This is a genomic window from Alcanivorax sp. VBW004, from assembly GCF_009718865.1.
In the GTDB taxonomy this organism is placed as follows: Bacteria; Pseudomonadota; Gammaproteobacteria; order Pseudomonadales; family Alcanivoracaceae; genus Alcanivorax.
The window spans coordinates 1381905-1404223 of sequence record NZ_WNHC01000001.1; the positions used below are offsets into that span (position 1 = coordinate 1381905).

Genomic DNA, 22319 nt, shown 5'->3' on the forward strand with positions numbered 1-22319 from the left:
CAGGTTGCCCGGCAAGGTTTAATGGGCTGACAAGGAGCCAGAGTTCACGATTGCGCGTGGATTCGAAGAGACAACATGACAGGCATTATTGATGACAAAGGGTTCCGGCTGAATGTCGGGATCATTATTGCCGGCCAGGATGGCCGGGTATTTTGGGGTCGCCGGGTGGGCAACCGTGATGCCTGGCAATTTCCGCAGGGCGGCATGATGCCGGGGGAGACTCCGGAAGAAACGCTGTTTCGCGAGCTGGAAGAAGAGGTGGGCCTGCTGCCGGAGCATGTGGACATTATTGCCAGCACCGAAGGCTGGCTGACCTATCGCCTGCCCCGCCGGTTTTTGCGCCGCCCCCGTAATCGCCCGCATTGCATTGGCCAGCGGCAGAAATGGTTTTTGTTGCAGCTGACGGCGGAGGAGCAGGCTATTGACCTGTTCGCCAGCGATAGTCCGGAGTTCAAGGACTGGCGCTGGGTCAATTACTGGTATCCGATTCGCAAGGTGGTGCATTTCAAGCGCGGGGTATACGCCCGCGCCTTGCGTGAATTGGCCCCGGCCCTGAAGAAAGGGGCGCCAGGCGCGCGTTCCCCAACCCCGTCTACATCTGGAGACTCGTCCGATGCTTGAGACCCTGCGGCGTATTGTTCAGGAAGTGAACAACGCGGCGGACATCCCCAGCGCGCTGGATTTGATGGCCAAGCGGGTACGCGATGCCATGGGCACGGAAGTGTGCTCCATCTATCTGCGCGACGAGGAAGAGCAGCGCTATATGCTGATGGCCTCGGAAGGGTTGAAGCAGGAAGCCGTGGGTAAGGTGAGTCTGGGCCTGTCGGAGGGGTTGGTGGGGCAGGTGGGCCTGCGCGAAGAACCCATCAATCTGGAAGACGCCTTTACCCACCCCAAATTCCATTATCTGGCAGAAACCGGGGAAGATGCCTTCCATGCTTTCCTGGGTGTGCCGGTGATGCACCACGGCAAGGTGCTGGGCGTCATGGTGGTCCAGCAGCGCGATGTACGCCGTTTCGATCAGAGCGAAGAAGCCTTTCTGGTGACGATCTCCGCCCAGCTGTCGGCGGTCATTGCCCATGCCCATGCCTCGGGTGTGTTGTTCGACCAGTTGGGTGGCAGCGGCGATCTGCCCAGTTTCTATGACGGCCTGCCCGGTTGCCCCGGGGCGGCCATTGGCCATGGCGTGTTGCTGTTTCCGGAAGCGGACCTGGCCTCCGTGCCGGATCGGGCCGTTGCTGATGTGAGTGACGAAATTTCCCGGCTGGACGATGCGCTGGTGCGCGTGCGTCAGGAAATCCGTGATTTGGCCGAGCGGGCCTCTCGCTCGCTGGGGGCTGAAGAGCAAGCGTTGTTTGATGTCTATCTGCGCATGCTGGATCGCCACGCCCTGCCGGCGGAAGTGATCGCCCAGATCCGCGAAGGGCAGTGGGCCCAGGGCGCCTTGCGCACGGTGGTCGACGCCCATGTGCGTAATTTCGAAATGATGGATGACCCCTACCTGCGTGAGCGGGCGGCGGATGTGCGTGATCTGGGGCGCCGGGTGCTGGCCCAGCTGCAGAGCCAGACCCGGCGTCATGTCATCTTTCCCGACGAATGTATTTTACTCGGCGAAGATATTTCCGCGCCCATGCTGATGGAAGTGCCCCGTGAGCGGGTCCGCGGCATTGTTACTACCCGTGGCTCACGGAATTCGCACATGGCCATTGTGGCCCGTGCCATGGGTATTCCCACCGTCGTGGGCGCACAGAATTTGCCCCTCAAGCAAATGGACGACAAGGAAATCATTGTCGATGGTTTCCGGGGCCGGGTGGTGGCCAATGCCTCGCCGGAACTGAAACTGCAGTTCCAGGAAATTATTGCCGAGGAAGAGAGTCTTCAGGCCGGCCTGGAAAAGCTGCGCGATGAGCCTGCGGAAACACTCGATGGCTCGCGGATCAAATTACAGGTGAACACCGGGCTGATGACCGATATCAACCGGTCACTGGAGCGGGGTGCCGAAGGGGTGGGCCTGTACCGGACGGAAATTCCGTTTATGGTCCGCGACCGTTTCCCGTCGGAAGAAGAGCAGCGGGTGATTTACCGCGAGCAGCTGGCGGCATTTGCTCCGCATTCGGTGACCATGCGCACCCTGGATATCGGCGGCGATAAATCCCTGAGCTATTTCCCTATTGAAGATGAAAACCCCTTCCTGGGCTGGCGCGGTATTCGTGTCACCCTGGACCACCCGGAAATTTTCATGGTGCAGGTGCGCGCCATGATCAAGGCCAGCGAGGGGCTGAATAATCTGCGCATAATGTTGCCCATGATCACCAGCGTGATCGAGGCGGAAGAAGCGCAGCACCTGATTCACCGTGCCTGGCTGGAAGTGCGTGATGAAGGGCTGGATGTGTCCATGCCGCCGGTGGGCGTGATGATCGAAGTGCCGGCGTCGGTATATCAGGCCCGGGCACTGGCTCAGCGGGTGGATTTTCTTTCCGTCGGCACCAATGATCTCACCCAGTATCTGCTCGCGGTGGACCGTAACAATCGCCAGGTGGCGGCGCTTTATAACTCCTATCACCCGGCGGTGCTGCATGCGCTGCTGCACGTGGTGGAGCAGGCTCGCGAGGAAGACACGCCGGTGTCGGTCTGTGGCGAGATGGCAGGGGAGCCCAGTGCGGCCCTGCTATTGATGGCCATGGGCGTGGATGTGCTCTCCATGAATGCGTCTAACCTGTTAAAGGTAAAAGCCGCTATTCGTCAGGTGAATATCAGCTTTGTTCGCCGTCTTCTCAATGAAGTGCTGGCCATGGATAACGGTGAAGTGATCGCCTCTTACGTGGACTTGCAGCTCACCAAGGCCGGGCTGGGTGACCTGTTGCGAAATCGTAAGGTATTGTCCTGACACACACCGAGCGTGTCGGTGTTAAAAATAAAAGGTTCATCGTGGACTTGAGTGATACGTCGGCTTCAGGACTTGTCTCATTATCCCTCCCTGGCAACGGCTGGACGCCGGATGCCCGACGCCGGACGGTGACTTCAAAATCTGAAAACCTTGGCCGCCATGTTCTCTGCAAAGTGCTGGGTATTCGCGATAAAAGCATAAGACGGCATGAAGCGTGTTATTCACTCTAATACGTGATGAAGCAAATAAAAAACTTATCGGGAGAGAGTCATGAAGCGCGCGTTCTTGTTGATCGTGGTGTCGTTGCTTGTGTTGCTGGCGGTGCTGTTGTTCAACACCTTGAAGGTAAAAGCGCCCAACGAAACGGTTATCCCTCTGCCGGTTTTTGAATCTGCATTGAACGAATCCGAGATGACCGCACGTCTCTCCCGTGCCCTGCGATTTGCTACCTTGCCGGATCAGCCGCAAGCCTTTGATGGCTTCCATGATTTCCTGCGCCAGTCTTTCCCGTTGAGCCATGACGCTCTCTCACTGAAAACCTTCGGCCACAGCCTGCTTTATCACTGGGATTCCGGGACAGACTGTGCGCCTGTCTTGCTGTTGGCCCATCAGGATGTGGTGCCGGTGTCGTCCCCGGATGCCTGGGAACACCCGCCTTTCGCCGGCGTGGTGGATTCACAGTTTGTCTGGGGCCGTGGCGCCATGGATGACAAGGGCAGCCTGATGGCGATCCTGGAAGCCACCGAAGCCTTGTTGGCGGATGGGCGTGCACCGGCCTGTGATGTGTGGCTGGCGTTCGGTCACGATGAAGAAACCGGTGGCAGTGAAGGCGCCAGCCGCATGGCGGACTGGATGGCAGAGCAGGGCCTGCGATTTGGCATGGTGCTGGACGAAGGCGGCATGATGCTGCCCGGCAGCACCCTGGGCATTGAGCAGCCGGTGGCGCTGATCGGCATTGCCGAGAAAGGCTACATGACGGTGACCCTGGAAGCCCGCGCGGAACCGGGGCATTCCTCCCGCCCGCCTGCGAAAACGGCGGTGGGGGATCTGGCCAACGCTATTGCGGCCTTGCAGGAAAATCCTCGCCCCGCCGGGTTGAGCGAACCTACCCGCAAAATGCTGCAGCAGGTAGCGCCGTATCAGCCGTTTGCCAAGCGAATGGTGTTTGCCAATTTGTGGTTGTTTGAGCCATTAATCGTTAAACAGTTAGCCGGAAAACCGGAAACCAATGCCCTGGTTCGCACCACCATGTCGCCGACGCTGTTGCGTGCCGGGGTCAAGGATAATGTGCTTCCCGCCACTGCCGAAGCGACCATCAACTTCCGCCTGGCGCCGGGGGAAAGCCGTGAATCCTTGCTGGCCTATCTGGAAGAGCAGTTGCCGGATTCGATCACCGTGACGCCCCTGGACACCTTTCTGTCTGACCCGTCACCGACCAGCGAGATTCCTTCCCCTGCCTTTGAGCGTCTGGCGGGCCTTGCCCGGTCTTTGCCGGAGCAGCCGGTGGTGGCGCCTTTCCTGCTGATCGCCGGTACGGATGCGCGCCATTATCAGCCCGTGTCCGATCAGATTTTCCGCTTTATGCCTGTTGCCCTGAGTCAGGACGACTTGCCACGCTTCCATGGCCACAACGAACGCTTGTCCAGAAAGCAGTATCCGCGGATGGTGCGCTTTTATGCCGGGGTGATGTTGGGCGAGGAGTAAGGGCTGGCCGGCTTTCGGCCGGCCGACAACAAGGTTTTCTCTGACAGCGGCTAAGCGTTGCTGAAACTGCGATTCGGGTGGCCGGCGGGGTGACCGTCCGGCTGCCACACTTGCTCCAGCATTTGCGGGCCCTGTTCACGGTCCAGAATCACCGCGCTGCTGGCGCGGGTACCGTAGGTTTCCGACTGGATAAAGACCGGGGCCACCAGCCGTTCAAGTTCCACCCCCACACCGGTGTCAGGCAGTTCGCTGTCGCGGGGTTGATAATGGTCGTTAACCACCTGCAGTAGCTGCTGCAGGTTTCCGCCTGCGGCGATGGCGTCGGCCAGGTTCTGTTTGGCCCGCTCCACCTTGGGCCAGGGATCGTCCAGCAGGCCATTGCTGAGGCCGTGAATGCCGGGCTGGACCGCTTGCGGCGCCGCGCCACGGTTGCCCAGATACCACAGGCTGTCGCGGGTGGTGTCTGTGCTTACCGTGCCCACCAGCAGGTTGAAGGCGCCGTAGTGATGCTGCTCTTCTGCGAGGGTGTGGCTGAACTGTTCCGGGCTTTGTTGCCCTTCCAGAAAAGCGAAGGGCAGCAGGCCCCGGGAGCGTTCGCCGCGCTGGCGGCCGGTGATCGGCTCGCGGTAATTGGTGACCACGGCGAAGCGGCCATTACGGTGGATGCCCAGCCAGGTGCCGCCGGCCGTCAGGTCCAGCCCGCAGAAGATATCCCCGCGCCAGCGCGCCGCTTCCGCCGGCCGCGCATGAAATTCATCCCGGTTGGCGGCGACTTTTAATGGGGTGTTTGATTCAGGCTGCCAGTCGAGCAGAACAATACACATTCATTTTTTCCAGGCTGTTCATTGCGGTTAGCGTGGGACGTGTTGCGTCCAGCGTGTCGCGTTACTCCGTGCTAGCATACCTGCCTTGCCACGAGTTGTGTTGGAGAGGTTGTGCTGGAACTGTTTCTGATCTGTCTGGGCGTGGGTGTGGGCGCCGGGCTGCTGGCGGGGGCGCTGGGGTTGGGCGGTGGTGTGGTCATCGTGCCGGCCCTGATTTTCCTGTTTCACGGGCTGGGCTTTCCTGACGAACTGGTCGCCAAAATGGCGGTGGCCACGTCCTTGAGTACCATCATCATTACCTCTATCAGCGCCGTGCGCACTCATCACAAGGCCGGCTTCGTGCGCTGGCCGGTGGCATTACGTTTGGGCGTGGGAATTGTACTCGGTGCCTTTGCCGGTGCGTTTATCGCCGATGCCATGGATGGGGAACTGTTGGCCCGTCTGTTCGGTCTGTTTGCCATGCTGATTGCCCTGCAGATGTTGCTGGCCGGTCGCAAGGCGCTGGATGAAAGCCTGCCGCAACGGGTGCCCGGTGCGCCGGGACTGGGCCTGGCCGGGTTGCTGATTGGTACTGGCTCTGCGATTTTCGGTATCGGCGGTGGCTCGTTGACGGTGCCGTTTCTGAGCTGGTGCCGGTTGAAAATGCAGGAAGCCGTGGCCATTTCCTCCGCCTGTGGGCTACCCATTGCCATTGCCGGCACGCTGGGGTTTGCGGTGGCCGGTTGGAATGAGCAGCACTTGCCGGATGGCGCCCTGGGCTATGTGTTTTTGCCCGCCACAGCCGGTATAGTGCTCACCAGTTTCCCGTTTGCGCGCCTGAGCGCGCGGCTCAGCCACCGGCTGCCGTCCGCCACCTTGAAAAAGGTCTTCGCTCTGGTGCTTTTTGTGCTTGGCCTCAAACTGGCTTTTGGATAACAACCTATGGAATTCCCGCAGATCGACCCGGTGGCGTTCGCCATCGGCCCCCTGAAAGTGCACTGGTACGGCCTGATGTACATGTTCGGCTTTGCCGCCGCCTGGTTGCTGGGCATGTACCGGGCCAAACAGCCACATTCCGGCTGGACCAAGGATCAGGTGGGCGATCTGGTATTTTACGGCGCCATGGGCGTGATCGTCGGTGGCCGACTGGGCTACGTGTTCTTCTATAATATCGACAAGTTCCTGGCCGACCCGCTGTGGCTGTTTGCGGTGTGGACCGGGGGCATGAGTTTCCACGGTGGCGCCATCGGGGTGCTGGTGGCCTTCTGGCTGTTCGCCCGGAAAACCGGCAAACGGTATTTTCAGGTGGCGGATTTCATGGTGCCCATGGTACCCATCGGGTTGGCCACAGGCCGCTTCGGTAATTTCATGAATGCCGAGCTGTGGGGTCGCGCCAGTGATGCCCCCTGGGCCACGGTGTTCCCCACCGACCCGCTGCAGATCGCGCGACATCCTTCCCAGTTGTACGAGATGCTGCTGGAGGGCGTGCTGTTGTTTCTGGTGTTGTGGGTCTATTCGGCCAAACCTCGCCCGGCGGGGGCGGTGACGGCCCTGTTCGGTATCGGTTATGGCTGCGCGCGCACCTTTGTGGAATTCTTCCGGGAGCCGGACGCCCACATCGGTTATCTGGCTGGCGGCTGGTTAACCATGGGCATGTTGCTGAGCATTCCGATGATTATTCTCGGTATTGCCATGCTGGTTTGGGCGTATCGAAACGATGAGCGAGGAGTGAAGTCATGAAGCAATATCTTGATCTGCTTCGTCACGTCCGCGAGAACGGCACCTACAAGGAAGACCGTACCGGTACCGGCACCTATGCGGTGTTTGGCTATCAGATGCGTTACGACCTGAGCCAGGGTTTTCCCATGCTCACCACCAAGAAACTGCACCTGCGCTCGATTATTCACGAGCTGCTGTGGTTCCTGTCCGGTGACACCAATATCCGTTACTTGAAAGAAAACGGGGTATCCATCTGGGATGGCTGGGCGACCCCTGAGGGCGAGCTGGGCCCGGTTTATGGTGAGCAGTGGCGCAGCTGGAAAACCCCGGACGGCGGGGTGATTGACCAGATCAGCGAGGTGCTGGAAGAAATCAAGCGCAACCCGGACTCTCGACGCCTGGTGGTCAGCGCCTGGAACCCGGCGGTATTGCCGGATCCGTCTATCTCGCCGGATGCCAATGCGGCGGCGGGCAAGCAAGCGCTGCCGCCGTGCCACTGCCTGTTTCAGTTCTATGTAGCCGACGGAAAACTGAGCTGTCAGCTGTATCAGCGCAGCGGTGATATCTTCCTCGGCGTGCCGTTCAATATTGCTTCCTATGCGCTGTTGACGTTGATGATGGCCCAGGTGTGTGACCTGCAGCCGGGCGATTTCGTGCATACCCTGGGTGATGCGCACCTGTACTCCAACCATCTGGAGCAGGCTGACACCCAACTGGCCCGCACGCCTGGTCCGCTGCCGACGATGACGCTGAATCCGGCGGTGAAGGATCTGTTCGCTTTCACTTTTGACGATTTCACCGTCAGCAATTACGAACCCGCCGCGCACATCAAGGCGCCGGTGGCGATTTAAAAGACGCCTCACGCTTCACGCAACACGCCAGCACGCGTGATGCATGAAGCGTGTTGCCTGCTGCGAGGTTTAAATGCCCATTCGTCTTTCCATGATGGTCGCCAAGGCCAGCAACAATGTCATCGGCCGGAATAACAAGCTGCCCTGGTATCTGCCCAATGACCTCAAGTACTTCAAGCAGGTGACGTTCGGCAAGCCGGTGATCATGGGCCGCAAGACCTGGGAGTCACTGAAAGGGCCGTTGCCCGGGCGCACCAACATCGTGATTACCCGCCAGCCGGATTATCGGGCCGAAGGTGCCAAGGTGGTGGCCACCGTGGAGGACGCCATCACCATGGCGGAAAACGTGGCGTTTATTGAAGGCCAGGAAGAAGCAGTGATCATGGGCGGTGCGGAAATCTATGCGCTGGCGTTACCGCAAACCCAGCGACTCTATCTCACCGAAGTCCATGCCGAGGTCGACGGGGATACATTTTTCCCCGAATACGCGACCTCCGAGTGGAAAGAAATTGGTCGCGAAGATTTCGCCGCTGAAGGGCCGAACCCTTACGATTATTCCTTCGTGGTCTACGAGCGAAAATAGCGGCAGCGCTTGCTGCGAAGCGACTCCTCACCAAGGTTCTCCCCCTCCCAAACAACAAAACCCCGCCGAAGCGGGGTTTTGCGTGTTGCCTGAGGCATGCAGCCTGAAGCGTCTCTTACTTACTTGCGCTTCATGGAATCGAAGAATTCCAGGTTGGTCTTGGTCTGTTTCATGCGATCGATGAGGAATTCCATGGCGCCGATTTCGTCCATGGGATGCAGCACCTTGCGCAGGATCCACATCTTCTGCAGCTCATCTTCACTGACCAGACGCTCTTCGCGGCGGGTGCCGGACTTGCGGATATTCATGGCCGGGAACACGCGCTTCTCTGCTACCTTGCGGTCCAGATGCAGTTCCATGTTGCCGGTGCCCTTGAACTCTTCGTAGATCACTTCGTCCATCTTGGAGCCGGTGTCGACCAGCGCGGTGGCGAGGATGGTCAGGCTGCCGCCTTCCTCGATGTTCCGCGCGGCGCCGAAGAAGCGCTTGGGTTTTTCCAGGGCGTGGGCGTCAACACCACCGGTGAGCACCTTGCCGGAGCTGGGCTGCACGGTGTTGTAAGCACGGGCGAGACGGGTGATGGAATCGAGCAGAATCACCACGTCCTGTTTGTGCTCGACCAGTCGCTTGGCTTTCTCGATTACCATCTCGGCCACCTGAACGTGACGGGCCGGCGGCTCGTCAAAGGTGGACGCTACCACTTCACCGCGCACCGTCCGTGACATTTCGGTCACTTCTTCCGGGCGCTCGTCGATGAGCAGCACGATCATGTGGGTTTCGGGATTGTTGCGGGCGATGGACTGGGCGACGCTTTGCAGCAGCATGGTCTTACCGGCTTTCGGCGGGGCGACGATGAGGCCGCGCTGCCCTTTACCGATCGGTGCTACCAGGTCGATCACCCGGGTGGTGATGTCCTCGGTTGAACCGTTGCCGATCTCCATGACCAGGCGCTGGGTCGGGAAGAGTGGGGTCAGGTTCTCGAACAGGATCTTGTTCTTGGCGTTTTCCGGGCGGTCAAAGTTGATCTCGTTGACCTTGAGCATGGCGAAGTAGCGCTCGCCATCCTTGGGGGGCCGGATTTTCCCGGCGATGGTGTCACCGGTACGCAGATTGAAGCGACGGATCTGGCTGGGAGAGACGTAGATGTCGTCCGGGCCGGCCAGGTAAGAGCCTTCAGCGGAACGAAGGAAACCGAAACCATCCTGCAGAATTTCCAGCACACCATCGCCGTAAATGTCGGAGCCATTCTTGGCGGCGCGCTTGAGGATGGAAAAGATAACGTCTTGTTTGCGGGTTCTTGCCAGGTTCTCGAGGCCGAGTTCCTTGGCAATGTCCAGAAGTTCTCCAATCGGCTTCTGCTTCAGTTCAGAAAGATTCATTGGCGTCTAATTTGGTGTCTTTGGATGAATTGAGAGGATGCACCACCGCGGTGCTGCAGTTGTTTTGATAATCCGGTTTATTCGGAATCTGGCCCGGCAAGCCTAAAGAGGGCCATAAGGAAAATAGGTAACCAGAGGTTCCGAGGACTAACTAAAGGGGGTGCTTTATTAAAGCTGGTTCTGGAATCTATCACTGTGGGGACCCGCATGCAACACGCAACATGTAACACGCTGCAAGCAGGAAAACCCTCCCCTGAGGGGGGAGGGTTGGGGCGTGCCGGCTTTCTTAGAGGGTGCTGTCCAGGAATGCGGTCAGCTGGCTCTTGGACAGAGCGCCCACTTTGGTGGCTTCCACGTTACCGTTCTTGAATACGGTCAGGGTGGGGATGCCACGTACGCCGTACTTCTTGGGGGTTTCCGGGTTGTCATCAATGTTGATTTTGGCAATGGTCAGCTTGTCGCCGTACTCGCCAACCAGTTGCTCAAGGATCGGCGCGACCATTTTGCAGGGGCCGCACCAGGGGGCCCAGTAGTCGACCAGCACGGGGCCGTCTGCGTTGATGACCTGGGCTTCGAAGTCCGCGTCGGTCACGTTGATAATCTCGCCGCTCATTGAATTCTCCTGATATAAAGGTTTCAGAGATCAGTCAGGGTTGTTAACTGGCCTCTGCGATGGGGAATAATATCAGGTTGCGGGTGATGAATTTCAAGCGAGGCAGTTAATTATCGCTGTAGTTGCTGCCTATGACATCGTAACGCCATGATTTTTGGATAGAATCGGTCCAAAGGAAGGAGTGACTATGGAGCATGGCGAACATCTGGCTGCCATTGATTTGGGGTCGAACAGTTTTCATATGGTGGTAGCCCGCCAGGCACAGGGGGAAATCCAGATCCTCGACGGGCTGTCTGAGAAGGTGCAACTGGGGGCGGGGCTGGACAGAGAAAACCGCCTGGACGCGGATACCCAGGAGCGAGCACTGGAATGCCTGGGGCGGTTTGCCCAGCGTATAGCCGGTATTCCGCGCGGTAGCGTGCGGGTGGTGGGGACCAATACTCTACGTCAGGCACGCAATGCCCGGGAGTTTATCCGCCGTGCTGAAGCGGTGCTGGGGCACGATATTGAGGTGGTCGCTGGCCGGGAGGAGGCGCGCCTGATTTATCTGGGGGTGGCCCACACCCTGGCCGATGACGCGGGGCAGCGGCTGGTGGTGGATATCGGTGGCGGCTCCACGGAGCTGATCATCGGTGAGCGGTTTGAATCCACGGAAACCGAGTCGCTGCATATGGGCTGTGTCAGCTTTGCCCAGCGCTTTTTCCCTAACGGGGAGATTACCGAAAAAGCCTTTGACCGGGCGGTGACGGCAGCGCGCCAGGAAGTGTTGTCGATTCACGCCAACTACCGTCGCCTTGGTTGGCAGCAGGCGGTGGGGGCGTCCGGCACCATCAAGGCGATCAGCCAGGTGTGTGTGGACAATGGCTGGTCTGAGTTTGGTATCACGCTGGATGGCATGAAGAAGGTCCGCAAGCGGGTGATCAAGGCCGGTGCCGTGGACAAGCTGGACCTGAAAGGCCTGCGAGAAGACCGGCAGCCCATTTTTGCCTCTGGCCTGGCTATTTTGTACGGCATTTTCGAGCAGCTGGGTATCGATCAGATGGAGGTGTCCAGCGGGGCCCTGCGTGAAGGGCTGCTGTACGATCTGTTGGGCCGTTTCGGCCACGAGGATGTGCGTGATCGCAGTATTCAGGCGTTGATGAATCGCCATCATGTGGAAAGTAGTCAGGCGGAGCGGGTGTGTGCCACGGCGCTGGCGCTTTACCAGCAGGTGGCCAGTGACTGGCAAATCGAAGGCGATGAAGCTGCCGATACCTTGCGTTGGGGAGGGCTGCTCCACGAGGTGGGACTGGCGGTGTCGCACAGTCAGTTCCACAAGCATGGCGCTTATCTGGTGACCAATTCCGACCTGCCGGGTTTTTCCCGTCAGGAGCAGCAGATGGTGGCGCTGATGGTGCGTGGTCATCGTCGCAAGGTGCCGTTGGCGGCGCTGGCGGAATTGCCGGACGACGAGCAGACCGGATTGTTGCGGCTGTGTCTGGTGTTGCGTTTGGCGGTGCGTTTGCACCATGCACGCAGCGATGAAGATGTCCCGGAGATTCGCTTGCAGGCTCGTGGTGAACGGCTTGCCATCACCTTCCCGCCCGGGTGGCTGGAGGAGCACCCGCTCACCCAGGCGGACCTGGAGCAGGAGCACGACTACTTCCAGGCGGCAGGCTACCAGCTTGTATTGGCGTGAGAATAAAACAGCTATTCAAGAGGGTGTCCCGCTTCGGGCGGGGCGCCCTCTTGAAAGCTAGAAGCTGCCCTTATCCCCCCAGCGTATCCAGCAGGCTCTGTTGGGCAATGAAACTGGCCTCGCCCTCTTGCGGTTGGGCTCGCTGGTATCGGCCATCCGATTGCAGTTCCCAGGCGCGGGTGTTGTCTCGCAGATAGATATGCAGGCCCTGTTCCAGAATCTGTGCCTTGAGCACCGGGTCATTGACCGGAAAACAGGTTTCCACCCGGTTGAACAAATTGCGATCCATCCAGTCAGCACTGGAGCAGTACACCAGGTCGTCGCCACCATGGTGGAAATGGTAGATGCGGGTGTGCTCCAGAAAGCGACCGATAATGGAGCGTACGCGGATGTTTTCCGACAATCCGGGGATGCCGGGTTTCAGGCAACAAATACCGCGCACGATCAGATCAATCTCTACCCCCGCCTGACTGGCCCGATACAGGGCCTGCATGATGTTTTCTTCGGTCAGTGAATTGAACTTGGCAATAATGCGCGCCGGTTTGCCGGCCAGTGCCTGTTCCGTTTCAAATTCGATCCACTCGATGACGGAGGGGTGCAGGGTGAACGGTGAGTGCTTCAGCTGCTTGAGCCGTGCCGCCTTGCCCATGCCGGTCAGTTCCTGAAAGATCTTGTGCACGTCCTGGCCCATGCTTTTTTCACAGGTCATCAGGCCGTAATCGGTGTACAGCTTGGTGGTCTTGGTGTGGTAATTGCCGGTGCCCAGATGCACATAGCGTTTGATGCCGTCGCCGTCACGGCGCACCACCAACAGCATTTTTGCGTGGGTCTTGTAGCCCACCACGCCGTACACCACGATGGCGCCGGCTTCCTGCAGACGCCGGGCACCTTCGATATTGGACTCTTCATCGAAGCGGGCACGCAGCTCCACGATGGCAGTGACTTCCTTGCCATTGCGTGCGGCCGTTTCCAGGTGGTCGAGAATTTCCGACTTGGTGCCGGTGCGGTACAGGGTCTGCTTGATGGCCAGCACCTTCGGGTCCCGCGCGGCTTCGGCCAGCAGGTTGATTACCGGCTGGAATGATTCGTAGGGGTGGTGCAGCAGGATGTCGCCCTGGTCGATGGCATCAAAAATGGTTTCATTTTTTTTCACCGCCGGCGCCAGCTTGGGGGTAAAGGGCGGGTAGTGCAGGCGCGGGCGATTGACGCTGGTAAACATGCGCGCCAGATTCACCGGGCCGTTCACTTCGTACAGGTCTTCCTCGGTGAGTTCGAACTGTTCCAGCAGATAATGCATCAGGTGGCGCGGGCAGTTGTCGGCCACTTCCAGGCGCACTTCATCCCCGTAACGACGTGATAGCAGCTGGCCTTTCAGGGCGCTGGCCAAGTCTTCTACTTCTTCGTCCACTTCCATATCGGCGTTACGGGTTACCCGGAACTGGTAGCAGCCGGTGGCCTTCATGCCCGGGAACAGGTCGGATACGTGGGCATGGATCATGGACGACAGGAACACGAAGTTATCGTCGCCCCCCTCGCTGATTTCATCGGGAATACGAATCAGGCGGGGCAAGGAGCGGGGAGCGGGCACAATGGCCAGACCGGTGGAGCGCCCGAAGGCATCCTTGCCGTCCAAGGGCACAATGAAATTCAGGCTCTTGTTGACCAAGCGCGGGAACGGGTGTGATGGGTCCAGCGCGATGGGCGTGAGCACGGGATAAATTTGCTCGCGAAAATATTTTTTAACCCATTCAACCTGGGCTTCGGTCCAGTCTTCGCGGCGAAGAAAATCCACCCCTTCTTCTCGCAGGGCGGGAAGCAGCACGTCGTTGAGGATGCGGTACTGGCGGTCCACGGCTTCGTGGGTAATGGCACTGATCGCTTTCAGTAGTTCGTCGGGCAGCATGCCATCGGGGCCGGGCTGGCCGGTATGCGTTTCCAGTTTGTTCTTCAGGCCGGCCACGCGAATTTCGAAGAACTCATCCATGTTGCTGGAAAAAATCAGCAGGAAATTCAGCCGCTCCATCAAGGGATGATTCTCGTCCATGGCCTGCTCAAGGACGCGCAGGTTGAACTGCAACAGGCTGAGTTCCCGGTTCAGGTAGTAGTCCGGGTTGTTGAAGTCGCTGCTGTTGAGGTCGACGGCGCCCTGTTCGTTGACGCCCTGTTCGCTGGAGAAAGAATTCATGGTGTCGTCCTGACCGGAACCTTTGAAGATGGGCCCTTATTCCATGACATTAATGTGACATGGTGATGACAGGGGGCGAAGAATTCCGAATACCTTCACAGTACGCCTGATCCGGGTGGGCGCAAATACCGGGGTTGAACGCTATTCATCGGCGAGGGTGGGGGCGAGAGCGGAGGCTCTTCCCTGATCGGGTATATGTACATATAATGCGAATCATTATTGTTCGCTTTATACTTGGAGTTTGCCGATGGTTTGCCAATACCGCGCGATTTGGGGCGCGCCGCTGGTGGGAGCGTGCCTGCTTTCACTGTTCCCTCTGGCCGTACAGGCTGAAGAAACCTCTGAAGCCAATGTGATTCCTGCGGTGGAGGTGAATGCCGATGTTCGGGAAGGCGACGGTTATATTACCGAGGGAAAAACGGCGACGGCTGGAAAGCTGGATGTGGCAGTAGAGAAGACCCCGTATGCCATTACCGTAGTGAATGAAGAATTCATCAAGGATACCGGGGCCAAGAACATTCAGGATGCCCTGGTTTATTCTTCCGGCGTTTATTCTGGCGCGTTCGGGTTTGATACCCGTGGTGACTTTGTGAAAGTGCGTGGTCTCGACGCTTCCTTCTACAAGGATGGGCTGCGCTCCCTGTACGGCAGCTACAACAGCGTGCGTCCGAACATTTATGCGCTGGAGCAAGTGGAAGTCCTGAAAGGACCGTCTTCTGTTTTGTATGGGCAAGCGGAGTTGGGGGGGATTGTGAATACGGTCTCCAAGCTGCCAAAGGCCCAGCAGCAGGGCGAAATCTGGGCTCAGGTGGGCTCCTATGACCGAAAGCAATTGGCGGCAGACGTCACCGGGCCCATGTCAGAAGATGGCAAGTTGCTGTACCGGATGGTGGCGCTGAAACGGGAGAGCGGCACCCAGGTTGATTACGTGGATGATAATGGTTTCCTGTTTGCGCCTTCCTTTACCTGGCTGCCCACTGACAACACAACCATCTCCTTGCTCATCAATACCCAGGAAAACAACGGCGGGATCTCTGCCCAATTCCTGCCCGCAGAGGGGACGCTATTACCGGGCGTCAAAGGGGATATTCCAGTGAGCACCTTTGTGGGTGAGCCAAGCTGGGACCGTTATGATCGCAGGCTGAATGAAGCGACCCTGTTTGTAGATCAACGCCTGAATGACCATTGGAACATGGCACTGACCGCCCGCCATTCCAGTTCTGAGACCGAAACCCGTGAACATTGGGCGGCTATCGGGGCCGGGGTTGCCAGCGACGGGACAACGAATCGGACCATCCATATGGCGGACCGGGAAACCAGTATCAGCAACTTTGATGCTCGCATGGAAGGCAACTTCGGTTTTGCCGGCACTTACCACAATCTCGCGATTGGGGTGGATTACCAGGATGCGCTCTGGGAAGAAGGTAACTATGAATCTACCCTGGGCTCGCCAATCAACATTTATGATCCTGTGTACGGCAACGTGGACTATAGTGCACTGACACCCGAAGACCGCAATGACAACGCCATTCGTCAAACCGGCGTGTACCTGATTGACCATATGGAGATTGGTAATGTGGTGGTATCCGGTGCTTTGCGCCACGACGAATCTACCAACAAGGTCTACGTGGTTAATGGCAACAATACTGAAAGCGATGACAGTGAAACCACCGGTCGTCTTGGCTTGATGTACCAGTTCGATTTCGGCCTCTCTCCCTATGTGAGTTATTCCGAAGCCTTTGTGCCGAATCTTGGTGTGAATACGAATACGCAGTCCGGGTTGGAAGCCACTACTGGCGAGCAGCAAGAGGCCGGTTTCAAATACCTCAACGATTCGGGTGACCTTTCTGTTACTGCAGCCTATTTCTATATTGAAGAAACCAACCGTGTGGTACAGGGAAGCAGCCCCAACACCGTTGATCAGGTCGGCGCTAAATCCGAGGGTTGGGAAATGGAAGTGAAGAAGCGCCTGGGGAACCTTGAGCTGCTGGCCAGTTACACCGACCAGCGTGTGGTGGATGATCAATCTGGTGAGCGCCTGCCGTACCTTGCCGACCGCCTGGCGTCTGCCTGGGGCAAGTACGAACTGGAAAATGGTCTGCGCTTTGGTGCCGGTGTGCGTTATGTCGGTGACAATGTGGGCTTTGACTATGTGGGGTCAACGGATGGTGTTGGTGCGAATCCGAAGGTGCCCTCTGTCACTCTTTACGACGCGATGCTTGGTTACGCTGTCAACGATTGGGATTTCAGCCTTAACGTGCGCAACCTGACTGACAAGGAATACGTTTCCTGGTGTCGCGGCCAGCTGGGCCCCACCGTGTTTGATTGCGGTTATGGTGAAACCCGTAGTGTTACCGCTGATGCTCGCTACCGCTTCTGATCAGAGCGTGAACATAAAAAAACCGGCGCTTTCGCCGGTTTTTTTATGTCTGCTTATCGGCTTTTTTTAGCCCTGAAAAATCCAGGATTGCTGCACGATATCCAGTTGTTCCATTTCTTCCGCAGTGGGTGCACGGGCATCGGCGATGGCCATGGCAGACACAGCAAGACCCAGTACCAGCATCAGGGTACGCATAATAGTTACTCCTCGGGCCAGAGACCCAATATAAGAACAGAATCAGCAAAAGCGCGAGGAGTGTAGCGGCACGGAAGAAAATGGCATTGGCCGGGCAGGCCAAGGGTGCCTGCCCGGTTGGTCAGTTTATGAGCAGGCTCAGCCTTTCAGTTTGATGGCAGCGGCCTTGGCGAAATAGGTAAGGATGCCATCGGCCCCGGCTCGCTTGAAGGCCAGCAGGGATTCCATCATCACCTTGTCCTGGTCCAGCCAGCCGTTCTGGAAGGCGGCCATGTGCATGGCGTACTCGCCACTCACCTGGTAGGCGTACACCGGCACCTTGAATTCGTCTTTTACCCGGCGCACCACATCCAGGTAGGGCATGCCCGGTTTTACCATCACCACGTCGGCACCTTCCGCCAGGTCCAGGGCTATTTCGTGCAGGGCCTCGTCGGAGTTGGCCGGGTCCATCTGGTAGGTGGTCTTGTCCGCCTTGCCCAGGTTGCCTGCGGAACCCACCGCATCGCGGAAAGGACCGTAGTAGGCGCTGGCGTACTTGGCGGAGTAGGCCATGATGCGGGTGTGGATATGACCGTGATTTTCCAGCGCTTCCCGGATAGCGCCGATGCGACCGTCCATCATGTCCGAGGGGGCAACCATGTCAGCGCCCGCATCGGCATGGGACAGGGCCTGTTTGACCAGCGCATCCACGGTGACATCGTTGAGCACATAGCTGTTGTCATCGATGATGCCGTCCTGACCATGGGTGGTGAACGGGTCCAGCGCGCCATCGGTGATAACACCCATTTCCGGCACGGCCGCCTTGATGGCGCGCACGGCACGCTGGGCCAACCCATCCGGATTCCAGGCTTCGCGGCCGTCCAGGGTTTTCACGTCGGCCGGGGTGACCGGGAACAGGGCCATGGCGGGGACGCCCAGCTCGGCCAGTTCGCGGGCTTCTTCCACCAGCAAATCGATACTCTTGCGTTCCACACCGGGCATGGACGGTACGGCTTCGGTCTGGTTGCTGCCTTCCAGCACAAAGACCGGGTAGATCAGGTCGTCCACGGTGAGAGTGTGCTCGCGCATCAGCCGACGGGAGAAGTCATCGCGGCGCATGCGGCGCATACGAGTGGCGGGCCAGGGTGCGCGGGAGACAGACATGGGGAGGAATCCTCTAGTAACATGGGGCCCGGTGCAGGTGCTGCAGTAAGTCTGCATCAGACTGAATGACGAGAGTTTAGCAAGAGCGGTAGACGATGGAAAAACAACCGGCCTTTCATCTGGCCTTTTTGGTAAGCGACCTGGAAGAGGCAGCCGATTTTTACTGTGGTGTCATTGGGGGTCGCCGTGGCCGTGATGCGGCCAACTGGATCGATATTGACCTGCATGGCCATCAGCTTTCCCTGCATAAGGGCGATAATCTGACGCCGATACAGGGCTACAGTGAGGTGGATGGCCATCCGGTGCCCATGCCGCATTTTGGCGTGGTGCTGGATTTTGCTACCTGGGAGCAACTGGTGGAGCGGATTTACGAGCACGACTGGCCGTTTCTGCTTAAACCTCGCGAACGGTTTGTGGGGCAGCCGGCAGAGCAGGGCACTTTTTTCGTTCAGGACCCCACGGGTAACACGCTGGAGTTCAAGGGGCTGCGCGAGCTGCACCGGATCTTCGAGGTATAACCCATGGGCCGCTGGCGACCAAAGGGCACTCCCGCCTCCAAGTACATCACCGTCGAGGGCTACCATAAGCTCAACGATGAGCTGCAGTACCTGTGGAAGGAAAAGCGTCCGGTTGTTACCCAGGCGGTGCAGGAAGCGGCAGCCCAGGGCGACCGCTCGGAAAACGCGGAATACATCTACGGCAAGAAACAGCTGCGGGAGATCGACCGGCGCGTGCGCTTTCTCAGCAAGCGTCTGGACGACATGACGGTGGTGGATCGGGTGCCGGAAGACCAGAGCCGGATCTTCTTTGGCGCCTGGGTGGAACTGGAAGCCGAAGATGGCGGCACCGAAACCTATCGATTGGTGGGGCCGGATGAAACCGATGCGGGGCGCGGTTATATCAGTATTGATGCGCCGCTGGCACGAGCCTTGCTCAAGAAACAGGTGGATGATGAGGTGGCGGTGCGAACCCCGGCGGGAGAGCGTTGTCTGTTTATCAACCGCATCTGGTATGAGTGATGCGGCACGCGACATACTCCACGCAACACGTATAAAATACCGCTTTTTTAGCGTGTTGCGTAATTTTATTTATTTAGGGGAAAATCGATGAACGGCTCCAGTCGCATCTGGTTCTTTATCCGCAAGTCGTTGCTGGGTGGGCTGACTATTCTGTTGCCCATCTCCATCATCGTGTTCTTCTTTAAATGGATTTATCAGACGGTCACCGAGCTGATCGCGCCGTTTACGTCGGTGTTTATCAACGCCTTCGGGTTGCCCAAGTTCGTGGCGGACTGGTTGTCGGTGCTGGCGGTGCTGGTGTTGTGTTTTCTGGTGGGCACCCTGGTGGCCACGCGCCTGGGCAGTTGGGCCTGGCAGCAGTGGGAAGAGCATGTCATGACGCGCCTGCCGGGTTACACCACGGTCCGTGAAGTGATTGCCCAGCTGATGGGGAGTAGCGCCGACAGCCCGTTCAGCCGCGGTGAAGTGGCACGAGTGTGGCTATATGGCCGGGAGACGGATGTGTCGGTGACCGCACTGGTCACGTCCCGCCACGCGGATGGCCATGTCACTGTCTTTGTGCCCACCGGCCCCAATCCTACCAGTGGATTTATCTACCATCTGGATGCTTCTCTGGTGGAGTTGCACCCGGAAATCGGGGTGGAGAGCATGATGAAAACGGTGGTCTCCTGCGGGGCGGGTACGGCTGCGTTGTTCAGGGCCGACAAGCAGGAAGGCTGATCAGTCCCACTACGAAGCCGCTGTAGGCGTTCCCTTCCAGGGGACGAACCGTGCGTAGCACGGAATCGACCGAAGGGCGGTAAGGCATTTCCGGGCTCGACAGGTCTCAAAAGAAAAGTCTCCCTCCGGTCGGCTCGCTGCGCGAGGTTCGTCCCCTGGAAGGGAACGCCTACAGGGGGGGCGCCTACGCGCTCAATCTCACCTTTTGTTCCGCCAGCGCGCCTTTCATAAAGTCCCGCATGGCTTTCAGGTACAGCCCCTGATCCAGATGCAGCAGGTGGTTGCCCGGGAACCAGTGCACATCGCAGTTATTCCAGTGTTGGCGCAGCAGGTGGCTGTGCTTGGGCGGGGCGAAGCGGTCACCGGCACCACCGATGATCATGCGCCCGCTCTGCGGCACCTGGCAGGGCCAGGTTAGCGGTGAATGCAGCGCGGTAATTTCGCGAAGGCCGGCGGTGTTGGTGTCGTAAACCCGGTTCAGCAGCTTTACCTGCTGGCTGATCGGGAACCAGCTTTTCATCAGGTCGATCACGCTCACCAGCGGCACATTGGGAATCGCAAAGGCCAGGTCCTTTTCCAGCGCGGCCAACAGCCCGGTGGTGTAACCCCCCAGAGAAATGCCAGTGGCGCCGATGGCCGGTGAACCCTGCTCGCGCAGCATCTGCATGAACAGGCGCAGGTCGTGAATGGCGTGGGCAAAGGTTTCGTTGAGCGTGGCCATGCCCTGGCTGAAAAATTCGGCGCCGCTGAATGGCGCGAAACGGCTCTTGCGCCGGCCGTGGAAGGGCAGGGTGTAAAGCAACACATCGAAGCCCTGTTTATAGAACCAGGGTAGTGCCAGCCAGCGGGTATTCAGCCAATACGGGTCGGCCACGAATCCGTGAATCATCACCAGAGTGGGGCGCGGGCCGTCGTGGTGGCGCCAGTGTTGCGCCCAGGCGGTGCCGTTGCGGGTGTGATTCAGGTAGCGATCTTTCAGGGCAGGATTTTTCGGTGTGAACGGCGACGCAAAATGCAGGGTATGGGCGTCGCCATCCTCGGGCTGAAAGTGGTAGCTGGAGACAGGGGTGCGTTTGATGTCCACCTGCGCGGTAGGCGGAGTGAAGAACGCATTGGGGTCGCCGGCCTCCAGAAAGGGCCGGTAGAAGTCCGCCAGTTCCCGTTCTTCACGCTGCCGGGCGGCGTTCAGGGTGGCGGGTAACGACGCCGCGCCGGCCATGCACGCCAGGCCAGTGCGGGCCAGGGTGTCCACGGCGGCAGTACTACTGATGCGCCAGCTGGTGTCACTGTCGGCGAGGAAGTGATCCGGCATGGCGTGAAAGTCGGACGGCAGTGTCTGCCACCAGGGCTGGCTGAGGGCGGGCAGGTCTTCGTTGCAGTAATCGTCCGGGTGTATACGGGGCAGTAATTCGCTCATGCCGCCTCCTTTGGGTGAACCCCAGTAAAGAATGTCGGGTGCGGGCCGGCAATGACCGAAATGCCCAACACTGAATGCCTGACGTAAAGCCCGCGTCTATGCGTCCTTGATAAAGGCGACAACCCGCTTCAGGTCTTTGTTCGCTTCCGGGAGGAACGGCACCATGATGGGCCACACATGGAATACGCCGGGGCGTTCAATCCATTCCACTCTAACGCCGGCCTGTTCGGCTGCGCGTCGTACCCGTTTGCCATCGGCGTACAGCACTTCATCGGTGCTGGCGGTAATGAGTAGCGGGCAGATGCCGGTGTAGTCGCCCAGGCAGGGGGACGCATAAGGGTGGCTGCGGTCGTCCGGGTTGGGGATATAGATATCGATAACGGTGCGGATAATGTCGGCAGACAGCATGGCATCGCTGGGATCCAGCGCATCCAGGATCTTGTCGTCCGGGAAGGCGTTGCTGCCGGGGGAAAAGGTCACTGCGCAACGGGGTTGTTCCAGACCCTTGTCGCGGATGTGCAGCAGGGTGGCCAGGGTCAGTCCGCCCCCGGCGGAATCGCCGGCAATGACGATGTCCTGCGGTTTTTTGCCCAGGCTTAACAGATATTCGTAGGCTTCCATTACCCGGTTCACTGCGGCCGGGTAAGGGTGTTCAGGGGCGAACGGATACACCGGCAGGAATACCTCGGCGTTCAATTTTTTGGCCAGTCGCCCGGCCAGGTTGTGGTAGGTCTTGGTGATGCCTCCGATATAGGCGCCGCCGTGAATGTACAGCACCGTCATCGAGGGTTGCTTTACGCTGATGCGGTCGCCGGTAAAGGCGGGCTGCTGCACGCGGCTGAGTGTCACGCCACGAGGCAGCAGGGTCAGCACGGGGGTGTCGTTGAAGACCTTGCGCAGGTGGCGGACCAGTTGCTGCTCGTTAAGGCCGGAGCGCTTGATGGTGCGCCGGGTGACGGCTTTGATAAGGCGGGCCTGGAGGCTCATAGGACTGTCCGTGATTTTGTTGTTGTGCCGCCCAACCATAATCGGTCAGGCGGCAT

The 22319-nt window shown here is 58.8% G+C and carries 20 protein-coding genes; 12 read left to right on the forward strand and 8 right to left on the reverse strand.

Features of this window, described 5'->3' with window-relative positions; translation table 11 throughout:
• The first annotated feature begins 75 nt into the window (after positions 1-75).
• The 3 genes from F1529_RS06315 to F1529_RS06325 all read left to right on the forward strand — a co-directional run bounded on the left by F1529_RS06315 (position 76) and on the right by F1529_RS06325 (position 4591).
• Positions 76-621 (forward strand): RNA pyrophosphohydrolase, encoded by a 546-nt coding sequence (locus F1529_RS06315; RefSeq protein ID WP_007151415.1) that lies wholly within the window; start codon positions 76-78, stop codon positions 619-621.
• Positions 614-2887, forward strand: a complete 2274-nt coding sequence (gene ptsP / locus F1529_RS06320) for a phosphoenolpyruvate--protein phosphotransferase (RefSeq protein WP_007149409.1) — start codon at positions 614-616, stop codon at positions 2885-2887. Before F1529_RS06315 ends, ptsP begins: the two co-directional genes overlap by 8 nt.
• A gap of 270 nt (positions 2888-3157) precedes the next feature.
• The gene (locus F1529_RS06325; protein WP_155133034.1) at positions 3158-4591 is read left to right on the forward strand and encodes a M20/M25/M40 family metallo-hydrolase; all 1434 of its coding nucleotides are present in this window, start codon (positions 3158-3160) and stop codon (positions 4589-4591) included.
• A 50-nt stretch (positions 4592-4641) separates the two neighbouring features.
• Here F1529_RS06325 and F1529_RS06330 read toward each other — a convergent pair whose 3' ends face one another.
• Positions 4642-5415, reverse strand: coding sequence for an NRDE family protein (locus F1529_RS06330; RefSeq protein WP_007150270.1), 774 nt, complete (start codon positions 5413-5415; stop codon positions 4642-4644).
• 111 nt (positions 5416-5526) lie between these two features.
• Between F1529_RS06330 and F1529_RS06335 the strand changes: the two genes are divergently transcribed.
• From F1529_RS06335 to F1529_RS06350, 4 genes are all read left to right on the forward strand, one after another.
• On the forward strand, positions 5527-6330 hold the full coding sequence (locus F1529_RS06335; RefSeq protein ID WP_007149576.1) for a sulfite exporter TauE/SafE family protein: 804 nt from the start codon (positions 5527-5529) through the stop codon (positions 6328-6330).
• 6 nt (positions 6331-6336) lie between these two features.
• Positions 6337-7134, forward strand: coding sequence for a prolipoprotein diacylglyceryl transferase (lgt, locus tag F1529_RS06340; RefSeq protein WP_007151107.1), 798 nt, complete (start codon positions 6337-6339; stop codon positions 7132-7134).
• Entirely contained in the window at positions 7131-7964 is an 834-nt protein-coding gene (locus F1529_RS06345; RefSeq protein WP_007151515.1) for a thymidylate synthase, read from the forward strand. The genes lgt and F1529_RS06345 overlap by 4 nt, the downstream gene beginning before the upstream one ends.
• Before the next feature lie 73 nt (positions 7965-8037).
• On the forward strand, positions 8038-8547 hold the full coding sequence (locus F1529_RS06350; protein ID WP_155133036.1) for a dihydrofolate reductase: 510 nt from the start codon (positions 8038-8040) through the stop codon (positions 8545-8547).
• A 119-nt stretch (positions 8548-8666) separates the two neighbouring features.
• On the opposite strand, the gene rho is transcribed toward F1529_RS06350, so the two are convergent.
• Both rho and trxA read right to left on the reverse strand, forming a co-directional pair.
• Entirely contained in the window at positions 8667-9926 is a 1260-nt protein-coding gene (gene rho / locus F1529_RS06355; protein ID WP_007151393.1) for a transcription termination factor Rho, read from the reverse strand.
• Between the two features lie 286 nt (positions 9927-10212).
• Entirely contained in the window at positions 10213-10539 is a 327-nt protein-coding gene (gene trxA / locus F1529_RS06360) for a thioredoxin TrxA (RefSeq protein ID WP_007150985.1), read from the reverse strand.
• A gap of 187 nt (positions 10540-10726) precedes the next feature.
• Between trxA and ppx the strand changes: the two genes are divergently transcribed.
• Positions 10727-12217, forward strand: coding sequence for an exopolyphosphatase (ppx, locus tag F1529_RS06365; RefSeq protein ID WP_155133039.1), 1491 nt, complete (start codon positions 10727-10729; stop codon positions 12215-12217).
• Positions 12218-12287: 70 nt separating this feature from the next.
• Here the strand turns inward: ppx and ppk1 are convergent, their stop codons facing one another.
• Positions 12288-14402 (reverse strand): polyphosphate kinase 1, encoded by a 2115-nt coding sequence (ppk1, locus tag F1529_RS06370; protein ID WP_155133042.1) that lies wholly within the window; start codon positions 14400-14402, stop codon positions 12288-12290.
• A gap of 247 nt (positions 14403-14649) precedes the next feature.
• On the opposite strand from ppk1, the gene F1529_RS06375 reads away from it, so the two are divergent.
• Positions 14650-16782, forward strand: a complete 2133-nt coding sequence (locus F1529_RS06375) for a TonB-dependent siderophore receptor (RefSeq protein WP_155133045.1) — start codon at positions 14650-14652, stop codon at positions 16780-16782.
• A gap of 66 nt (positions 16783-16848) precedes the next feature.
• On the opposite strand, the gene F1529_RS17690 is transcribed toward F1529_RS06375, so the two are convergent.
• Both F1529_RS17690 and hemB read right to left on the reverse strand, forming a co-directional pair.
• Complete coding sequence (locus tag F1529_RS17690; protein ID WP_255446610.1) at positions 16849-16977, reverse strand: hypothetical protein; 129 nt, start codon at positions 16975-16977, stop codon at positions 16849-16851.
• A 138-nt stretch (positions 16978-17115) separates the two neighbouring features.
• Entirely contained in the window at positions 17116-18120 is a 1005-nt protein-coding gene (hemB, locus tag F1529_RS06380; protein ID WP_155133047.1) for a porphobilinogen synthase, read from the reverse strand.
• A 95-nt stretch (positions 18121-18215) separates the two neighbouring features.
• Between hemB and F1529_RS06385 the strand changes: the two genes are divergently transcribed.
• From F1529_RS06385 to F1529_RS06395, 3 genes are all read left to right on the forward strand, one after another.
• Positions 18216-18638, forward strand: coding sequence for a VOC family protein (locus tag F1529_RS06385; RefSeq protein WP_007150820.1), 423 nt, complete (start codon positions 18216-18218; stop codon positions 18636-18638).
• 3 nt (positions 18639-18641) lie between these two features.
• Positions 18642-19139: a transcription elongation factor GreB gene (gene greB / locus F1529_RS06390; protein ID WP_155133050.1), complete on the forward strand. Its 498-nt coding sequence runs from the start codon at positions 18642-18644 to the stop codon at positions 19137-19139.
• Positions 19140-19226: 87 nt separating this feature from the next.
• A complete protein-coding gene (locus F1529_RS06395) occupies positions 19227-19859 on the forward strand; it encodes a DUF502 domain-containing protein (RefSeq protein WP_155133053.1) in 633 nt (210 codons plus the stop codon).
• A gap of 184 nt (positions 19860-20043) precedes the next feature.
• On the opposite strand, the gene F1529_RS06400 is transcribed toward F1529_RS06395, so the two are convergent.
• Both F1529_RS06400 and F1529_RS06405 read right to left on the reverse strand, forming a co-directional pair.
• Positions 20044-21276, reverse strand: a complete 1233-nt coding sequence (locus F1529_RS06400; protein ID WP_155133056.1) for an alpha/beta hydrolase — start codon at positions 21274-21276, stop codon at positions 20044-20046.
• 96 nt (positions 21277-21372) lie between these two features.
• Positions 21373-22263, reverse strand: coding sequence for an alpha/beta hydrolase (locus tag F1529_RS06405; RefSeq protein ID WP_007150531.1), 891 nt, complete (start codon positions 22261-22263; stop codon positions 21373-21375).
• Between the last annotated feature and the right edge of the window lie 56 nt (positions 22264-22319).